Here is a 17,918-nt window from a genome sequence, read left to right on the forward strand (position 1 = left end):
TCAATCCATTCTGAGGACGATCTTGCCAAAGATCTGGCGACCTTCCATCCGCTCGAGCGCCTTGTCGATCTCGCCGAAAGTGACTTCGGTATCGATAACCGGGTGAACGATGCCGCGCGCCATCTTCTGCATCGCGTTCGCCATGTTCTCCATCCGGCAACCGAAAGAGCCGAGCAATTTCAGCTGCTGCTGGAACAGCATCATCAGGTTGACATCTGTCGAGACGCCGGAGGTCGATCCGCAGGTCACCAGGCGTCCACCACGCTTGAGGCAGAACATCGAGGCGGCAAAAGTGTCCTTGCCGACATGTTCGAAGACGACGTCAACACCCTTCTTCTTGGTCAGCTTGCGCACAACGCCTTCGAAACGGTCCGAGCGATAGTTGATCACATGATCGGCGCCGAGCGCCCTCGCCTTTTCAATCTTATCGTCCGAGCCGACAGTGGTGATGACCGTGCAGCCCATCTTCTTGGCAAGCTGGATTGCCGCCGTGCCGATACCGGATCCACCAGCATGAATGAGGATCGTTTCGCCGGGTTCGAGCTTGGCATTGTCGAACAGCATATGCTCGACGGTTCCGAACGTTACGGGTGCAAGTGCGGCGCCGATCGCATCGACACCATGCGGTGCGGGCACGAGCTGACGGGCGGGAATGTTGATCAGCTCCTGGGCGAAGCCGTCGAGATGGAAGCCGTGCACGCCCTGGACATGTTCGCAGAGATTGTCGCGGCCTTCGCGGCAGGGCTTGCAGAGACCACAGGTGCGCGCGCCATAGACTGACACGAGTTGGCCCGGCAGGACGTTGGATACGCCGGGGCCGATCGCCTCGACGACGGCAGATGCTTCCGCACCGATCGTCAGCGGCATCTTGCGCTTGGCAAATGCCATGCCGCGCCAGCCCCAGACGTCGATGTGGTTGAGAGCGACAGCCTTGACCCTCAGCTTCACTTCGCCAGGGCCCGGTGCGTCCGGCTCGGGAACGTCGACGGCTTCGAGCTTGCGGTCATCGATCAGTTGCAGTGCGCGCATTGTTCTGTCCTCGCCCCCTGGGCGTCAAATCTGGTCTATAGGCTTGTTGCGAGGGCGATTACGCCGGTTCCCGCGTCATGACAAGGCTGGCGTTCTGGCCGCCGAAGCCGAAGGAATTCGAAAGCACCGCCGAAACCGAAGCTTCCCGCTTTTCGTTCGGCACGACGTCGAGCACGATCGAAGGGTCGGGATTGGTATAATTGATCGTCGGCGGCACGGTGCCGGTCAGCATGGTCTGGATCGAGAACACCGCCTCGACGGCGCCAGCGGCGGTCAGGGTATGGCCAATCATCGACTTGTTGGACGAGCATGGAATGCCATCCTTCAGGCGCTCACCAAAGACAGACAGCATGGCGCCATATTCCATCTTGTCGTTTTCCGGCGTCGATGTTCCATGGGCATTGATGTAACCGATCGCTTCTTCCGACAATCCGGCATCGGCGAGTGCTGCCTTGATCGTCGCAATGGCCGGGCCACCGTCCGGCGACGAGCGCGTGCGGTGGAAATGATCGGCCTTTTCGCCGCAGCCCTTGATCACGCCGAGGACCTTGGCGCCGCGGGCGATTGCCGCCTCCAACGATTCGAGAACCAGCGTCGCAGCCCCTTCGGCGATCACGAAACCGTCGCGCTCCTTGCTGAACGGCTTCGATGCCTTTTCCGGCGGGTCATTCTGGGTGGAAAGCGCGGACAAAAGCGCAAAGCGGATTACCGCTTCTGGGCTGATCGATCCGTCCGTTGCGACCGTCAAAGCGCGCTCCGTGCGTCCCTGGCGGATGGCCTCGACGCCGAGCTGGATCGCAGTTGCGCCAGACGCGCAGGCCGTCGACAGGGTGACCGGCAAGCCGCGTGTACCGAACTTGTCAGCGAGGCGCTCCGAGATAGACCCGAACTGAACGGCTTCGAGGAAGACCGGATCCGGCCTTTCGCGCATGGCGGCAAGAAAACGTACGTAGGCATCGCCAGGTTCGGTCGATGGCGGCGCGCGCTCGGCGAGAGCAAAGCGGTCATGCCATTCCGGTTCAACCGGCGGGGCGGCCAGGAAGAGCGGACCATTGAAATCGCCATTGATGCCGGCTTGGGCCAGCGCCTCGATCGCCGTCTCGCGTGCCAGCGCATAAGAACGCTCGACCGCATTGTTGGCCGGCACCGCGACGAAATCGACGGTACCGCCGATCCGGGTCGACATGCCTTCGGTATCGAAGCGCTTGATGTAGTGAATACCGGACTGGCCGGCTGTCAGCTTGCCCCAGTTGTCGGCCAATCCCTGGCCAAGCGAGGTGATCACACCCATGCCGGTGACGGCAACAATCGGGCGGCCAAGATGATCCTTGAAGCGGTTGTCGGTCATGGATCTCTCCTTACAGCGCGTCGGACGACAGGACGGCGAGGCCTTCGCCGCGCACATATCCGACCGTCGAGACGATGGCATGTTTCGCGGGCGTCGCCTGGGCACCTTCATGTGCCGGATCGAAAGCCGGAACGATGGCGCCGCTGTCTATTGCAAGAGCTGCGAGCGCCAGACCTGCCGGAAACTGTGCTTCCAGCGAATGGCCGATCGAACCGGCGAAACCGCGGATGGGCATGCCTGGAAAACGTTCAGCAAGGACAGTCTTCTCACGTTGCGTCAGATCAGCGAGACCGGAGGCGCCGGAGAAGACGAGCGTATCAGCAGCCGACAGCGCAGAGGCTTCCGGCGCAATGCGTTCGAGGCGCTGTTCAAAACGCCCATTGTCGCGATTGCCGCGATCGCCTTCGACCGCGTCGAGCACGGCGTAAACATGGGCGCCGCGGGCTTCGGCGTGTTCGCGCGATTCCAAGACCAGGAAAGCGCCGACCGTGCCAAGGATCATGCCGCCGCCTTCAGAACCATCGCGGGCCCAAAGGGGCTGCCAAGGCCCAGTCTGATGGGCGCGGATGCCCTCGACCAGAAGCAGGATATCGGCACGCTCAGCGATGAAGGCACCGCCGACCAGCGTATGGGTCGACTGCCCCGCCTTGATCCGGGCAAATGCGGTTTCGATTGCGGAAATGCCGGCCGACTCCTCACCCATGAAGGTGCGCGAGGAGCCTGTGACCTTGTGAACGATGGAAATGTTGCCGGCCAAGAGATTGGACAACTGCGCCAGGAACAGTGTCGGGCGCAGTTCGGTGGTCAGCTTCTCGATCAGAAGCTTCTCGCGATCATTGCGCTTCAAAGCTTCGTCGACGATCAGGCTGTCAACGGCAATGTCACGTTCGCCACCACCGGCGGCTACGATAAGATCCATGGAGCCGCACGCTTCCAAGTCATCCTTCATCCCGGCATCGTCGAGCGCGAGACCGGCTGCAAAGACACCGAGCCGCTGCCAGTTCTCCATCTGCCGCTGGTCCTTGCGACCGACCTGGGTCGACCAGTCGATGTCCGGCAGGCGATGCACAACATACGGCTTGAACTTTTCCGTCTCGAGCACCGGCTCCGGCGCAGAAGCGGCGGACAGAAGCGCAACATGCGGCTCCTTGCCGGTCCCGTGGCAGGTGACGATCCCGATACCTGTGATCACCACGTCATTCGGTTGTCTGGCCATATGCAATCCTTTCGCGGGCAGCTCTGCCGGCGTAAAATGCGGGTTTTCCCGAATAAGGCCCCAAGGTCAAGAGCAGATCGCACAGCCTGGGTGCAATGAAGGGTTCAAGCTCCGGCGACCATGGCCGTCAGGAGCCCGATTTCCTCGGCGCGCTTGCGCACGATGGGTGCGAGCGGCACTTCTGAAAAGGGCATGGTGCGAAGCTTGAGCTGCGCATCGCAGACCTTCTTGCCGCCACTCGTGATGCGCGCCTTGGTCACTGCGAAACCGGATCCGTCGTGCTCAAGCTCCGCCTCGATTTCGAGGACCGCACCCGGCTCGACGAAGGTGCGCATCTTGGCACCATCCACCGACATCAGGAAAGGCATGGCCTCAAAATCCTTGACCGCCAGCAGCAGCATGCCGGAGGCCTGCGCCATGGTTTCGATCAAAAGGACACCGGGCACCAGCGGCATGCCCGGAAAATGCCCCTCGAAGACGGGGCTTTCCATCGGCACGACAGAGGTGGCCTTCAAACGACCAAGGCCGAGATCCACGCTCTCGACCTTGTCAATCATCTGGAAATATTCAAGCAGCATGACGATCTCCGCCTTTCAAGGCAGATCAGCCCTTGGCAGCCCGCAATTCGTCGATCTTGGAGCAGAGGTTCTTCAGAACGAAGTATTCTTCGGTCGAAACCTTGCCTTCGTTGACTTCCTGCGTCCACTGCTCGAGCGGGATCTTGATGCCGAATTCCTTGTCGATCGCAAATACGATGTCGAGGAAGTCAAGGCTGTCGATGCCGAGGTCATCAATCGTGTGGCTTTCCGGCGTAATCGACTCGCGATCGATTTCGCTGGTTTCAGCAATGATGTCGGCAACTTTGTCGAATGTAGCGGTCACGCCTGTACCTCTTAAGTCTCAAATTCTGTGTTCCACATAGGGAAAACGGCTCGAAATGCCAATGGCCGTTTTTCGCAGCAGCGAAATTTGCGACTTCAGTGTTGCCTAAACAGCAACCGAATGCCGCCCTTTACCGTTGGAAAGATAGCTATCGAAGACGGCCGCGATTGTGCGCGCAAAGGGTCGACCGGCGTCCGTGATGACGAAACGCTCGCCTTCGATGCGACAGATACCATCGCGATTGCCTGCTGCAAAGCTGCGCGCTTCGGCGACGACATCGGTTGCAAGCGGACCAAAGGCGTCACGCAGCGCATCAAAGCTCAGTGAGAAACGGCACATGATTTCCTCGATCACGGTGCGCCTCATCCGATCGTCCTCGGTGAGCGCCACCCCGCGCACGGTCGCCAAGCCTTGGCCGTCGGCCATACGCTGGTACTCGCCGGTTGCCGGCATGTTCTGGACATAACCTTGCGGTAACTGGCCAATGGAGGAAGCACCGAGCCCGATCAAGACTTCCGCCGCATCCTCCGTATAACCTTGAAAATTTCGCTTCAGACGCCCTTCCCTGGCCGCCACAGCCATCGAATCGGATGGAAGCGCGAAGTGGTCGATGCCGACAGGCTCATAGCCTGCCGCGACGAGCATGGCCGCCGCGAGGCTCATCTGGGCGAACCGCTCCTCCAGACCCGGCAAGATATCTTCCTGGATCATCGTCTGATGCTTCTTCATCCACGGCACATGCGCATAACCGAAGAGCGCAATACGGTCGGGTTTGAGCGAGAGGATGTCATTCACAGTGTCCGTGAGGGTGGCTTCCGTCTGGTGTGGCAATCCGTAGAGAATGTCGCAGTTGACCGAATGGACGCCCCGCGCACGCACGGCCTCAACCACCGACTTGGTGTGATCGAAGGTTTGAATTCGATTAATCGCCCGCTGCACGTCTGGGTGGAAGTCCTGAACGCCGAGACTTGCGCGCGTCATGCCGATGGCCGCGAGCGCATCATAGCGTGGTTCATCCAGGTCGTTCGGATCCATTTCGACACTGATCTCAACATCACTGGCAAAATGGAAGGCTGCCTTTAGCGCATCCATCAGGCCAATCATGTCTTCGGGGCGCAGCATGGTGGGCGATCCCCCGCCGAAATGTACGGCCGTAACCTCAGCTTCCGGAGTGACGATCGCACCGACAGCGGCAATCTCCTTCTTCAACGATTCCAGATAGATCGCTATTGGCTCGTATTTCAGCGTATGTTTGGTGTGGCAGGCGCAGAACCAGCAAAGCCGATCACAATAAGGAATGTGCAAATAGAGCGAGATGCGCTCGCGTCCGGTCACCGCCTTCAGCCACTGTGTATATATGCCGCAGTCGACCCCCTCGTGGAAATGTGGGGCCGTCGGATAACTGGTATAGCGCGGAACCGCACCGGAATATTTGGACAGGAGCGAATTTTGCATGGCGCACGGGACCCAGGATCTGTATCGAGACTGCGACCAAAGATAGCGCAGGAACTGGATCCACCCTTTGACTTCGATCAATTCGATGTTAGGTTGATCACGTAGAGTTCAGCGAAACTCGGCAGCGCGACAGGGCGCTAAACCGGCGGTCCATTGAGGGCTGGACGGTTGATGGGACGGCTCGACCATGGACACATATCGTAAACATCTGCCGGAGTGCGAAGCGCCGGCGGTTTGTCGTTCCTGCGAAGCGCGTCATGGCGGACTGTGCTCCGTATTGACCGCAAGCCAGCTGACAGAACTCAATAAGCATTCGGTTCGCCGTCGCGTTGATTGCGGTAACGAAGTGATCGGCCAAGGCGAACTGGTCGGCAGCTACAGCAACATTCTCAAAGGCGTCATCAAGCTCTCGAAGATGATGGCAGACGGCCGGCAGCAGATTGTCGGACTGCAGTTTGCGCCTGACTTCCTCGGTCGCCCCTTCCAGGGCGAAAGCACGATGACAGCGGAAGCTGCGACGGACACAGAGATCTGTTCCTTCCCGCGCCACGTTGTCGATCGGATGCTCGGTGAAGTCCCCGATATGGAGCGCAAGCTGCACAGCCAGTCGCTGAAGGAACTCGACGAAGCGCGCGACTGGATGCTGACGCTTGGCCGCAAGACCGCCCAGGAAAAGGTGGCGAGCTTTCTCTATCTGATCGCCACACATATCGATCCGGAACACGGCCACGCGCAAACGTTTGATCTGCCACTGTCACGCGCGGATATCGCCGACTTCCTCGGGCTGACCATCGAAACCGTCAGCCGGCAGATGACCAAACTGCGCAAGGACGGGGTGATCGTGATCGAGAACAATCGCCATGTGATCGTGCCGAAGCTGGACCGACTGCGCGATTCGGCAGGCATCGACGCTGATCGCTGATCTTTTCTGGCTCGGGTCGCTCAGCGTCAGGCATTCTCAGAATGCGCAGATGATCGCCAGAAGCAGAAGCGTTGAGGCCAGAAGCCCGATCCAGGCCGCGTGAAACACGCACAGGCCCTTGACGATATCGGCTGCCCTTGCCTCTTCCCTCCCCGCCGCGTGCATCATTGGCTCGTTCACGCGCTCCCCCTGATAGACGCGGGGGCCGGCGAGCTGAAGATCAAGAGCGCCAGCCATGGCGGCTTCCGGCCAGCCAGAATTCGGCGATCTGTGCAGCCCGTGATCACGCAGGGCCACCGACAAGGAAAGACGACCGGCTGCGGGACCGAGCCGGAGGGCCGCACCAAAGGCAATCAGGATGGCCGATATCCGGGCTGCTGGCCAGTTGGCGACATCATCCAGCCGGGCCGATGCCCAGCCAAAAGCACGAAAACGCTCGTTCTTGTGACCGATCATCGAATCAGCAGTATTCAACATCTTGTAGGCCAGGAGACCGGGGAGGCCTGCGACCGCATACCAGAAGACCGGGGCCACGACGCCGTCGGCGAAGTTCTCCGACAGGCTTTCGAGTGCTGCCCGAACCACGCCAGACGTATCGAGCGTTTTAGGGTCACGGCCGACGATCATCGAGACGGCGAGCCGGCCGCCCTCAAGTCCATCACGACGCAGTCCATCCAGCACAGCCTCGACGTGATCTCCGAGGCTTTTGTGGGCGAGAAAGATCGCGACCACGACCGCTTCCAGCAGATATCCAAGCGGTCCGAGTGCAGAGAAGATCGAGGACAGGAACCAGCCGAAAAGGCTTGCAAGCCCCAGCAGAACAACAATTGTGACGACGCCGTTCAGCTTTCGATTTTCATAAGAGCGATCTGATCCGTTGAGACGGCTTTCGAAGACGTCGAGCGCCTTGCCGAAGATCACGACCGGATGCGGCAGACGTCGCCAGAGCCATGGTGGATCCCCGACAACCCGATCGAGGATGAGCGCAAGGACGAGGATGGCTATGTGTATCATGGCGTCACCGGGAAAAGCGGTCGAGCGCCTCGGCGAGGCGGGCATCACCGGCCATATCGGGGGCAAGACCGAAGCGCAACCAGTCGGACCGATAATCGAACCGGCGCGTCAGGATGTGATGGCGACAGAGATGTTCGTGGAGTTCGGCGGCTCTCTCATGCTGGACCAGCGTCAGCAGACCCGCAGCGCCCGCAATCTCCAGACCGGCACGGCTGAGGACCTGGTAGAGCCCGTTCCAGCGCTCGGCGATACGCGCATGGATTGGCTCGACATCCGAAGACAGAAGGTGCGTGGCGAGCGTCAGGGCCGGTCCTGAGACAGCCCAGGGACCGAGCCAATCCGCCATACGCTCTGCGATCGGTTTGCCTGCAATGACGAAACCCAGGCGGATACCCGCCAGACCAAAGAATTTGCCGAAGGACCTGAAGACGATGACATGCGGGTCGTCCGTGGCGGCAATCGTGATCTCCGGTGTGGCATCGCCAAAAGCCTCATCAACAACGAGGTAACCACCCTGTCGGCCGAGCTGTTCGATGAGCGGAGCGAGTTGCTGCGGATGAAAAGCGCGGCCGTCCGGATTGTTTGGGTTGACCACCACGACAAGCGCATGGCGCTCCGTGACTTCGTCAAGATCAGAAATCGCATCGACAGTAAAACCAGCGAGCTCGAAGACACGACGGTATTCGCCATAGGTCGGCGAGAGAATGGCAACCCGGCCGCCGGCCGGCACCAGACGCGGCAGGAGCTGGATGACGGACTGTGTGCCGGGCACCGGCAAGGGCAACCGATCACCGGACCCATAGTAGCGCTGGGCCGCCTCACGGGCCGCAAGTTCCAACTCCTGATCCGGCAGACGATGCCATGCCCGCGCGGGGATATCCGGCAAGGCGGGCGGGCAAGGATTGATGCCGGTCGACAGGTCGAGCCAATCCTCGATCCGTCCGCCGTGGATGGCGACTGCTGCAGCAATACCGCCACCATGCGTTATCCTGCCGTTCATCTCACGCTCCTGCCCTGTCGATCAGGTGCATGTAGGAACCACAGACGGCACCCCGCCGCAATCCCGAGGGTCCGAGATTGGTACCAAGCGCGTCGGTAGCTTCAAAGAGCCGGTCGGCCTGACCTTCCTCGACAATGGTCGAATAGTGAAACTCATGGGCGGTGTAGCACCCATCAAAAAGATCCGACGCGAGGGAGCGGAGGCGGCGGTAGCCGAGATGGCGCTTTCGCTCGGCGAAACTGGTGACCAGCGGCAATAGGCCGAGCATGGCATGGCGCGTGCCGGCGGCGTCAATCAGCCCCTCGCCCAGCACCATGTAGCCGCCGCACTCACCATAGATGCGGGCGTGGCGGTGAGCAGCCTGTCTCATGGCTGACTGAAAGCGGGCAGCATTGGCCAGCCGCCCGGCATGCAGTTCAGGATAGCCGCCCGGCAGATAGACCGAATCGGCATCAGCAGCCGGCCCTTCGTCGGCGAGCGGCGAGAAAAAGGTGAGTTCCGCCCCTTGTCGTCGCCAGCCATCCATCAGGTGCGGATAGGCAAAGGCGAAGGCGATGTCGCGGGCAATGGCGATCCGTTGTCCCAGACGGCGAATTTCATCCGGTTGTGAAGATCGGCCGGGTTCGACGCGCCGTCCCGCCAGATCCAGAAGTGCGTCCAGATCACAGCCGCGTTCGACTGCATCAGCGGCGGCTTCGATGAACTGCTCGATCCCGTCATGTTCTGCAGCCTGCACAAGGCCGAGATGACGTTCCGGCAGGACGAGTGCCGCGTCGTTGCGCAGCACACCGATGACAGGCACGCCCACGGCGTCCAGCGCCGCCCGCAGCATGGTTTCATGGCGATCACTGCCGACCTTGTTGAGAACGAGGCCGGCTATGGTCACGCCTGCGCGAAACTGGGCAAAGCCGCTGACGAGGGCCGCGACGGACTGCGATGTGCGGCCACAATCAACGACGAGCACAACCGGGAGGCCGAGAAGCTGCGCGAGATCGGCAGCACTGCCGGTTCCGTCGGCGGCGCCGTCGAACAATCCCATCATTCCCTCGACAACAAGGAACTTGCCCATGGAAGCGCGTTCGGACAGGCTCGTCAGAAGCGAAGGGCGCATGGCCCAGGGATCGAGGTTCTGGCAATCGGTGCCGGCGGCTGCAGCATGAAAGGCGGGGTCGATGTAATCGGGTCCAGCCTTGGCCGGGGACAGCGGAATGCCGCGGCGCTTCAAGGCACGCAACAAGCCCAGCGTCACCACTGTCTTGCCCGAGCCCGACGCAGGCGCTGCGATCAGCAGACCACTCACGCGCTGTCTTTCCGGACTTCGGCAAACGGGTCGGGCAGAAGTTCACGACCTGACAGGGCGCCGACCCAGTCGAGTGATGGGCGAAGCCGCACGACCTCGCCGATCACCACGATCGCTGGCGGTTCGATGCCGGCAGCCAGCATATCAGCTTCGGCTCGGCCAAGTGTCGTCTCCAAAACGCTTTGTTCGGAGGTCGCCGCATTGCAGACGAAGGCGACGGGCTCTTCCTCTCGCCTTCCCGCGGCAATCAGATTGCGTGCGATCTGGCCCATATGTTTCATCGCCATATACATGACGATGACGGGCGAACCCCGCCCGATCGCGTCCCAATCGATCCGGTCAGGGACAAGGCCTGACGAATCATGGCCGGTGAGGAAGGTGACGGCGTGGTTGACTTCGCGATGGGTGACCGGAATGCCGGCATAGGCGAGCCCGCCAATGCCGGCGGTAATGCCCGGCACGATGCGGAAGGGCACACCATGTTCGATGAGCGTCAGAGCCTCTTCGCCACCGCGACCGAAGACGAAGGGATCGCCGCCCTTCAATCTGAGCACCCGGTGACCGGCGCGGGCAAGTTCTACCAACCTCAGCGAGATGTCGCGTTGCTTGGCCGAGGGCTTTCCGCCGCGCTTGCCGGCATATTCCAAGAGCGCTGAGGGTCGCGCGAGTTTCAGGCACTCCTCATTGACGAGCGCGTCATGCACGATGACATCAGCTACCGAGAGGGCTTTGGCAGCGAGCAGCGTCAGCAGGCCTGGATCCCCCGGGCCAGCGCCAGCCAGCCAGACGTGCCCCGGCTCGATCGCGGGCAGGCTTGTGGGCAGGGCAAGACGCATCGTGTCACTCATGCTCAAGCTCTAGGTCTCCTCGCTGCAAAATGCAATTCCACATCGGCGCCACTCCCACGACACCAGATACAGCTTGCCGAGACCATGCCTTCCGCGATCCTCCGCGCTCGCCTATAAGCATGCCATGAGCGACGCGAAGCAGCCGAACCAACCGCACGAAGAGCAGCACAGGCTGGACAAGCCTGACGGTGCGCCGCTGCGCAAAGGCTGGACCACGGGCGCCTGCGCCACGGCAGCGACAAAGGCCGCATTAACGGCGCTGATCAGCGGCCACTTTCCCGATCCGGTCACCATCACCCTGCCCCGTGGCGAATGCCCCGCCTTCGCGCTCGCCACAGAAGACCTGAAAGACGGCGCGGCCAGCGCGGGTATCGTCAAAGATGCTGGCGACGATCCTGATGTCACCCATGGCGCCACAGTGATTTCCACGGTCCGATTGCTGCCGCCGAAGAGTGGGATCCGTTTCGTGGCGGGTCCCGGCGTCGGCACGATCACGAAACCCGGCCTGCCGCTCGGCGTCGGCGAGCCGGCCATTAATCCGGTGCCGCGTCAGATGATGACGGCAGTGATCGAAGCGCTGTGTAGCGAAGCGGGTATCAGCGCGGATGTTGAGGTCACCATCTCCATTCCCGGCGGGGAGGAACTCGCAGCCAAGACCTGGAATCCGCGCCTGGGCATCCTCGGCGGACTGTCGGTCCTTGGGACAACTGGCGTCGTGCATCCCTTCTCCTGCGCCGCCTGGATCCATTCCATCCACCGCGGCATTGATGTGGCACGGGCAGCCGGTCTGACCCATGTGTCGGGCGCCACGGGGTCTACCTCGGAAAAGACAGCCCAGGCATTTCACAATCTGCCGGAGACGGCGCTTCTCGACATGGGTGACTTTGCCGGGGGACTGCTGAAATATCTGCGGGCGCATCCCGTTCCGCGCCTCACGATCGCCGGAGGGTTTGCCAAGCTGACGAAGCTTGCCCAGGGAGCGCTCGACCTACATTCCTCGCGCAGTCAGGTTGATCTTGGCTTCCTTGTTTCGTTGCCCGTCTGCGAAGCACTTTCACCCGCTGCACGAAATCTGATGTTGAATGCAAACACCGCCCTGGAAGCCTATAAAATAGCATCAGAAAATGACATTGATCTCGGACCATCGGTCGCGGCCTTGGCTCGCCTCGCGGCGCTCTCTACCCTTCGAAACGCGCCAATATCGGTCGATGTGATCATCACAGATCGCCAGGGAAAGATCATCGCCCATGCCACCTGACAGTGCCATGCCAGCGGAACGTATCCTCATTCTCGGCGGCACCGAGGAGGCGCGACGCCTGGCCAGCGAATTGGTCATCGAAGGCCATCATGTGGTGACGTCGCTTGCCGGACGCACCATGGAGCCCGTACTGCCGCCAGGCGAAGTTCGGATCGGCGGCTTCGGCGGCATCGACGGACTGGTTGAGTATCTGACGGCCGAGCAGTTCGACCGCGTGATTGACGCGACGCATCCTTTTGCGCATCGCATCAGCGCCAATGCCGCACGAGCGACGGCGATTGCCGGCATCCCGCTTCGCCGTCTACAGCGACCGGCCTGGATCCGCCGGCCGGGTGATCTCTGGACGGCGGTCGGAAACCTGGAGGCCGCGGCCGACGCCCTGCCGCAGGGGGCGACCGTATTTCTTGCGCTCGGACGCCAGTATCTCGATGCATTTCTGCCGCGGAGTGACTGCCAGTTTGTTATCCGTATGGTAGACCCGCCGACCCAGCCGCTTGGTTTTACACACTACACACTCATGCTGGGCAAGCCTTCCGGGGATGCTTCCGAGGAGGCCTCCCTCCTCCGTCGGTTTGGCGTCACGCATCTCGTGTGCCGAAACTCAGGCGGTATGACGGGCTATGCAAAGCTGGAAGCAGCCCGCAACCTCGCCATCCCCGTCATCATGCTTGAACGGGATTGATCCCGCTCAATACGCCTTCACCTAGCGGAACTCGAAGACCTGGCGAAAGACCCCGGGCGCGATAATCGAGAGCGGGTTGATGACAAGGTTCGGCTTATCGCTGGCACCGGTAAGCTTGAAGGTGATCCCGAGCAGGCCGCGATCGCGGCCATTGCCGAGAATGAGACCGATAACCGGAAGCTCTCCAAACAGGCGGTTGAGACCATAGGCCGGCATGAAAGTTCCGGTCATGTCGATGCGACCGCTGGCATCCCGGATGATGCCCTGAAAACTGGCGCCGACCTGCTCACCGCGCACGATGCCATTCTCGACGCTGATCGTCCCATCGATGACGGCAAGCCGTGCGAAGGCACGCTGGAATCGGGCAGAACTTACGTCGATATCCCGCTTCACCGCACTGTTCAGACTCTGGCCATCGGCTCCAGCCGGCGTGGAGACGATCGACTGCAGGCGCTCTTCGTTGTCGACCTGGAAGTTGCGCAAGTCGAGACCACCGGTCCACGCGCCCTCGCGAACCTCGGTCAACTTCATGTTGGCCAATCCACCAGAGAGACGATTGTAGATGTCAAGGAAGCGAACGACGGCGCCGGCATCACTGCTGGTCATTGTCAGTTCGCGCTGGTCGTCCTGGTCGCGCAGTTTTGCCACAAGCGCCTGGCCACGTCCCGTCACGCCGGAAAAGTCGACACCGGTCACCCGACTGCCCCGCGCGGCATAGATGACAGAGACGCCGGAGAGTTGCTCGTTGCCAAATCCCACCACCCGGTCGAGCTGCGCCTCCACACGAATGCTGGCGCCGCCGCCGGAGCCACCACTGGAGTCCGAGGGCTTCTTGGCCTTCGAGATCAACGAGCGCGCATCGAAGGATGCCCCGGTTGCTGTGACACTGTATCGCCCCTTGGCCTGACTGATCTTCAGGGCGACTTCGTCGCCAGGACTGAGTTTCACACGAGAGAGGTTCGCGGCCACCAGCCCGCTGCGATTGAGCGACATCTCACCGGAGACACCAAATCCCTCGCCTGCGAGGTTGAATTTCTCGATCCTCTGCCCGTCTCCGTCTGCCATGAGTTCGAACTCAGCCTTGGCGCCGATGCCCTGCCCCTTGGCCCAGCCGACCCATGGGAAGGTGAGGTTGGCACTTTTAAGATCGACGCTGACCGACTGCTTCTTGTCATCGATGCGCGACAGTTCGACCGAGATGGGGCCGTCGATGATCTCCGCAAGGCCCGGCACCAGCTTTTCCCGCGCCGCATTGTCGAGCTTTGCCTTGATCACGCGCTCACGCACAGTCGCCAGCTGGTTCTTTTCGACCGGCTCGACCATTCGAATTTCCATCGGCACGTCTTCGACGCGGGCATCACCTTCGATGCGTGCCAGCTTTGTATCAACATCGATCTTGCCGGAGAACTGCTTCACCTCGCGACCGTCGAACGGTTTCTTGATATCGACCTTGTCGAGTGTGAGGCCGGCGCTCCATACGGGTGCAGGCGGCTTCTGGTCAGCGACCAGGCCGACTCGGATCTTGGCGTTGCCCGACACCTTGCCGGTAAAATCATCCGCCTTGAAGCCGATGCGTTGCAGAGCTGCAATCGGCTTGAACGAGACAAGTTCCGCAACGGCATCCGCCGTGCCGCTCAGGTTGACGTCGATATCTGCCATGAGCGGCTTGTCATAGGCTTCCGCCAGCTTGAAGGCGCCGCCTTCGAGCATGACTGTGCGTCCGGACGGAAAATAGGATCCGGCCGAGCGTATATCCACATCGACTTTCCCACCCACCATGTCGAAGCGCCCATAGACATCACGCAGCGGAGGGATCTCGCCCGTGAGATTGAGCCGGGCATCCTCGATATCGAAGCCGATGCGCAATTCATTCTCGTCGAGCCGCACAGGTTTCGGCTCGATGCTCAAGCGGTTCTGCGGAATAAAGACATCGATCGTGCCTGCCGGGATGATACCGCCATAGATGTTTTCGAGGACCCATTTGCGCGGCTTGTCGGCGATCCAGTATGGCCAGAATTGCTTGACCGCGGCCGTCTTCATGTTCTCGACCTTGGCGTTGAAGCGGATTTCAGGTCCGGTTCCGCCGAAGCGGATACCCAACTTGCCCTTCATGCTGCCGGCTGGGCTGGAGACGTCTAGCGTATCGAGCTGGAGACGCTTTTCTCCTGGGAGATAGCGACCATAACCTTTCAGGAAAAAGGGCAAGGACGCTTCGTTTGCACTTGCTACGTTCGACCGGCCTTCGGTGACGACGATGTCCACCCCGAATCCCTTCGGGAAATTTTTGCCCTCGGGCAAACGGTCGAGGTCGATCACTCCGCCGGACAGCGGGAGCACGGTTCCGCCAAATCGAGCGACCGAGTCCGAGAGTTCGACGGTACGCTTCGAAAAGTCGTAGAGCAGGTTTAGCCTGGCCTGATCGAGGGATTGCGGCTGCCCGTCCGAGTAGAAGGTCGCGCCGTCGACGTTGACGGCAAGCGCCATCTGTGGCGGCTGATCCTGACTGCCTCGTTTTGCATTGAGCAAGAGTTCGGCCGTTCCGTCGATCCCCTGGCGTGCCATTCCGGCGCTCGAACGCCGCAGCAAGAACGGCGTCACGCGGAAATCGGCGATCCGGACAGTGAGCGATTGCGGTTTGCCATTTTCATTCGTGGTAAGCGCTGTCAGTTCTGTCTGCTGGCCGTTAACGGAGATTGCGCCGAAGATAGACAGAGAGTTATCGACGCCACGCTCCAGGGCAATGTCGTCAACGCCAAGCACCAGTGGTCGACCACTGACGCTGGTGGTCTCGACCTCCAGACCACCAAGGCGAAGGCGATCAAGGCCACCACGCGCCAGGAAGGTCTGGATACGTTCGAGTTCGACAAAAGCCTTTTCGAAAATGTCCGGAACCGTATCGATGCGGACACCGGAGAGATCCATGGGCTCGCGCTTGGGCAGAAGCCGCGCATCGAGACTGATCCCATTGCTGACGACCTCACGAACCACGAATCGGCCGCCGAGTAGCGCCAAGGGGTCCAGTACGAACTGAACGGAATGCGTGACCGCGATCTGCTGTCTCTGAGCCGCATCGACAAGGACGACGTCCCGTGCCTCGATCGACATCTCCATGCCTTGCGAGAAACGCACGGTGGCCGCGCCCACCCTGGCTTCGAAGTCCGGACCGACGGCCTTGTTCATCACGGCCTCGGCACGGGCCGCGAGCGACTTGTCCAGCGTGCCGCTTTCGACCACGGCATAGATTCCGATAAAGACCACAACCCACAGCGCCAGAAAACCCGCCAGAACGCGCGCCAATCGCCGAGCGATGGATCGCTTCGGCGGAGGGCAATGCACGATAATGGGGTCCTCGGCTTGCGCGGACGGGAGGGCATGCAGCGGCACGATGTCCCGCTTGCGAAACCGTAGCTTTTCGCCCCGGATCTCAGACATGTCCTGGTGATTGTCTCCGCTGATCGATGCCGCTATCAAGTCGCTCTGGACGACCTCGGAGCGGACTATATATCGATGACGCCCACAATCACTCACAAAACGGGCAAAAGAAAGGTTATCCCATGACGGAATTGACGGCTGGGGACAGCGCCCCCGATTTCACCCTTCCCCGCAATGGCGGCGGTACGGTATCGCTCTCGGAATTCGCCGGAAAATCGGTTGTTCTGTATTTCTACCCGAAAGACGACACGAGCGGCTGCACCACCGAGGCTGTCGACTTTACCGGGCTTGCGTCGGATTTTGCCGCCGCCGGAACCGTGGTCATCGGCATGTCGCCTGATTCGGTGAAGAGCCACGACAAGTTCGCATCCAAACATTCGCTTTCCGTCATTCTCGCAGCAGACGAAGAGCATACCGCTCTCGAAGCCTATGGCGTCTGGAAGGAGAAGAGCATGTACGGCAAGACTTACATGGGCGTCGAGCGCAGCACTTTCCTGATCGGCCCAGATGGAAAAATCGTAGAGGTCTGGCGCAAGGTGAAGGTCCCCGGCCATGCCGAGGCTGTGCTTAGGGCTGCGCAATCGCTATGAGTTTCGCGGATGGCCCCTTGCCGGCAACCGCTTTCCATTCGCTGCGCGGGGCGGCCACTCTTGCCATCTCAAGCGCTGATCTGGACGAGAAGACGGCTCTTGCCCAGACAGCGGCGGTCCGCTGGCACGAGCGGCGTCTGTCCTTGCGGTCGCCGCTCGATCCGCCCCTGCCCGACAGACCGGGCCGCCCGGACAAGCCCGAACTCGTTCCGCCTAAGGCGGTCGGCAAGCGCTCCTTGCATACGCTTCCCGGCCGGATCGCGCTTCTGCATGCGCTTGCTCACATCGAGCTCAATGCCGTCGACCTTGCGCTCGACATCGTCGCGCGCTTCGCGACCGAGCCCGTCCCGCAATCCTTCTTCGATGGCTGGATGAAGGTGGCATATGAAGAGGCCAAGCATTTCCGCATGGTGCGGGACCGTCTTCGGGCGCTCGGCGCGGACTATGGTGACATGCCGGCGCATGACGGATTGTGGCAGGCCGCGCATTCGACCCGCAACGACCTTACGGCGCGACTTGCCGTCGTACCCCTCATCCTCGAGGCGCGCGGCCTCGACGTCACCCCGGCGCTGCAGGAAAAGATGCGGGAAACCGGCGACATCGACAGCGCCGATGTGCTCTCTGTCATCTACGAGGATGAAAAGGGCCATGTCGCGGTAGGCGCCAAATGGTTCCGTTTTCTTTGCGCCCGCGAAAAACGCAACCCGGCGACCACATTCCAGGACCTCGTGCGCGCCAATTTTCGCGGCCAGCTGAAGGCGCCTTTCAACGATGTTGCGCGGGCCGAGGCCGGTTTGACGCCCTCCTTCTATCGCAGCCTGTCGTCCAAGAACCATTCCTGAAAGAGCGTGCAGTTTCCGACACCTAACCCTTCATTAACCCTAATCATGCATTACTAATCTTCGCGAGAAGATCTGTGACGACTCGCGATTTTCCCGGAGT

General features: G+C 61.0%; 16 protein-coding genes. 5 read left to right on the forward strand and 11 right to left on the reverse strand.

Going from position 1 to position 17,918, the window contains the following annotated elements; genetic code table 11:
* The 6 genes from ACSV9I_RS03255 to hemN form a co-directional block, all read right to left on the reverse strand.
* Entirely contained in the window at positions 1–1,029 is a 1,029-nt protein-coding gene (locus tag ACSV9I_RS03255; RefSeq protein ID WP_438327198.1) for a zinc-binding dehydrogenase, read from the reverse strand.
* A gap of 58 nt (positions 1,030–1,087) precedes the next feature.
* Complete coding sequence (locus tag ACSV9I_RS03260; protein WP_438327201.1) at positions 1,088–2,377, reverse strand: beta-ketoacyl-ACP synthase; 1,290 nt, start codon at positions 2,375–2,377, stop codon at positions 1,088–1,090.
* A gap of 10 nt (positions 2,378–2,387) precedes the next feature.
* Positions 2,388–3,593, reverse strand: a complete 1,206-nt coding sequence (locus tag ACSV9I_RS03265; RefSeq protein ID WP_438327204.1) for a beta-ketoacyl-ACP synthase — start codon at positions 3,591–3,593, stop codon at positions 2,388–2,390.
* A gap of 104 nt (positions 3,594–3,697) precedes the next feature.
* Positions 3,698–4,171: a 3-hydroxyacyl-ACP dehydratase FabZ family protein gene (locus tag ACSV9I_RS03270; RefSeq protein ID WP_438327206.1), complete on the reverse strand. Its 474-nt coding sequence runs from the start codon at positions 4,169–4,171 to the stop codon at positions 3,698–3,700.
* Between the two features lie 25 nt (positions 4,172–4,196).
* Positions 4,197–4,475, reverse strand: a complete 279-nt coding sequence (locus ACSV9I_RS03275; RefSeq protein ID WP_054158445.1) for an acyl carrier protein — start codon at positions 4,473–4,475, stop codon at positions 4,197–4,199.
* A gap of 105 nt (positions 4,476–4,580) precedes the next feature.
* Entirely contained in the window at positions 4,581–5,930 is a 1,350-nt protein-coding gene (gene hemN, locus ACSV9I_RS03280) for an oxygen-independent coproporphyrinogen III oxidase (RefSeq protein WP_438327209.1), read from the reverse strand.
* 187 nt (positions 5,931–6,117) lie between these two features.
* Here hemN and ACSV9I_RS03285 point away from each other — a divergent pair, with 187 nt between their 5' ends.
* Positions 6,118–6,852: a Crp/Fnr family transcriptional regulator gene (locus ACSV9I_RS03285; RefSeq protein ID WP_054158443.1), complete on the forward strand. Its 735-nt coding sequence runs from the start codon at positions 6,118–6,120 to the stop codon at positions 6,850–6,852.
* Positions 6,853–6,888: 36 nt separating this feature from the next.
* On the opposite strand, the gene cbiB is transcribed toward ACSV9I_RS03285, so the two are convergent.
* The 4 genes from cbiB to cobA are packed head-to-tail and all read right to left on the reverse strand — an operon-like array spanning position 6,889 to position 11,014.
* Entirely contained in the window at positions 6,889–7,866 is a 978-nt protein-coding gene (gene cbiB / locus ACSV9I_RS03290; RefSeq protein ID WP_438327213.1) for an adenosylcobinamide-phosphate synthase CbiB, read from the reverse strand.
* A 4-nt stretch (positions 7,867–7,870) separates the two neighbouring features.
* Positions 7,871–8,866: a threonine-phosphate decarboxylase CobD gene (gene cobD, locus ACSV9I_RS03295; protein WP_438327215.1), complete on the reverse strand. Its 996-nt coding sequence runs from the start codon at positions 8,864–8,866 to the stop codon at positions 7,871–7,873.
* Position 8,867: 1 nt separating this feature from the next.
* On the reverse strand, positions 8,868–10,166 hold the full coding sequence (locus tag ACSV9I_RS03300) for a cobyrinate a,c-diamide synthase (protein WP_438327217.1): 1,299 nt from the start codon (positions 10,164–10,166) through the stop codon (positions 8,868–8,870).
* A complete protein-coding gene (gene cobA / locus ACSV9I_RS03305; protein WP_438327218.1) occupies positions 10,163–11,014 on the reverse strand; it encodes a uroporphyrinogen-III C-methyltransferase in 852 nt (283 codons plus the stop codon). Before cobA ends, ACSV9I_RS03300 begins: the two co-directional genes overlap by 4 nt.
* A 124-nt stretch (positions 11,015–11,138) precedes the next feature.
* Here cobA and ACSV9I_RS03310 point away from each other — a divergent pair, with 124 nt between their 5' ends.
* A complete protein-coding gene (locus ACSV9I_RS03310; RefSeq protein WP_438327220.1) occupies positions 11,139–12,272 on the forward strand; it encodes a cobalt-precorrin-5B (C(1))-methyltransferase in 1,134 nt (377 codons plus the stop codon).
* Positions 12,262–12,954, forward strand: coding sequence for a cobalt-precorrin-6A reductase (locus ACSV9I_RS03315; protein WP_438327222.1), 693 nt, complete (start codon positions 12,262–12,264; stop codon positions 12,952–12,954). The genes ACSV9I_RS03310 and ACSV9I_RS03315 overlap by 11 nt, the downstream gene beginning before the upstream one ends.
* Positions 12,955–12,975: 21 nt before the next feature.
* Here ACSV9I_RS03315 and ACSV9I_RS03320 read toward each other — a convergent pair whose 3' ends face one another.
* Positions 12,976–16,386, reverse strand: coding sequence for a hypothetical protein (locus tag ACSV9I_RS03320; RefSeq protein WP_438327223.1), 3,411 nt, complete (start codon positions 16,384–16,386; stop codon positions 12,976–12,978).
* 122 nt (positions 16,387–16,508) lie between these two features.
* On the opposite strand from ACSV9I_RS03320, the gene bcp reads away from it, so the two are divergent.
* Both bcp and ACSV9I_RS03330 read left to right on the forward strand, forming a co-directional pair.
* On the forward strand, positions 16,509–16,976 hold the full coding sequence (gene bcp, locus ACSV9I_RS03325; RefSeq protein ID WP_438327225.1) for a thioredoxin-dependent thiol peroxidase: 468 nt from the start codon (positions 16,509–16,511) through the stop codon (positions 16,974–16,976).
* Between the two features lie 17 nt (positions 16,977–16,993).
* Positions 16,994–17,818: a ferritin-like domain-containing protein gene (locus ACSV9I_RS03330; protein ID WP_438327228.1), complete on the forward strand. Its 825-nt coding sequence runs from the start codon at positions 16,994–16,996 to the stop codon at positions 17,816–17,818.
* Positions 17,819–17,918: the final 100 nt, after the last annotated feature.

This window comes from Rhizobium sp. G187 (assembly GCF_051549525.1).
GTDB lineage: Bacteria > Pseudomonadota > Alphaproteobacteria > Rhizobiales > Rhizobiaceae > Allorhizobium.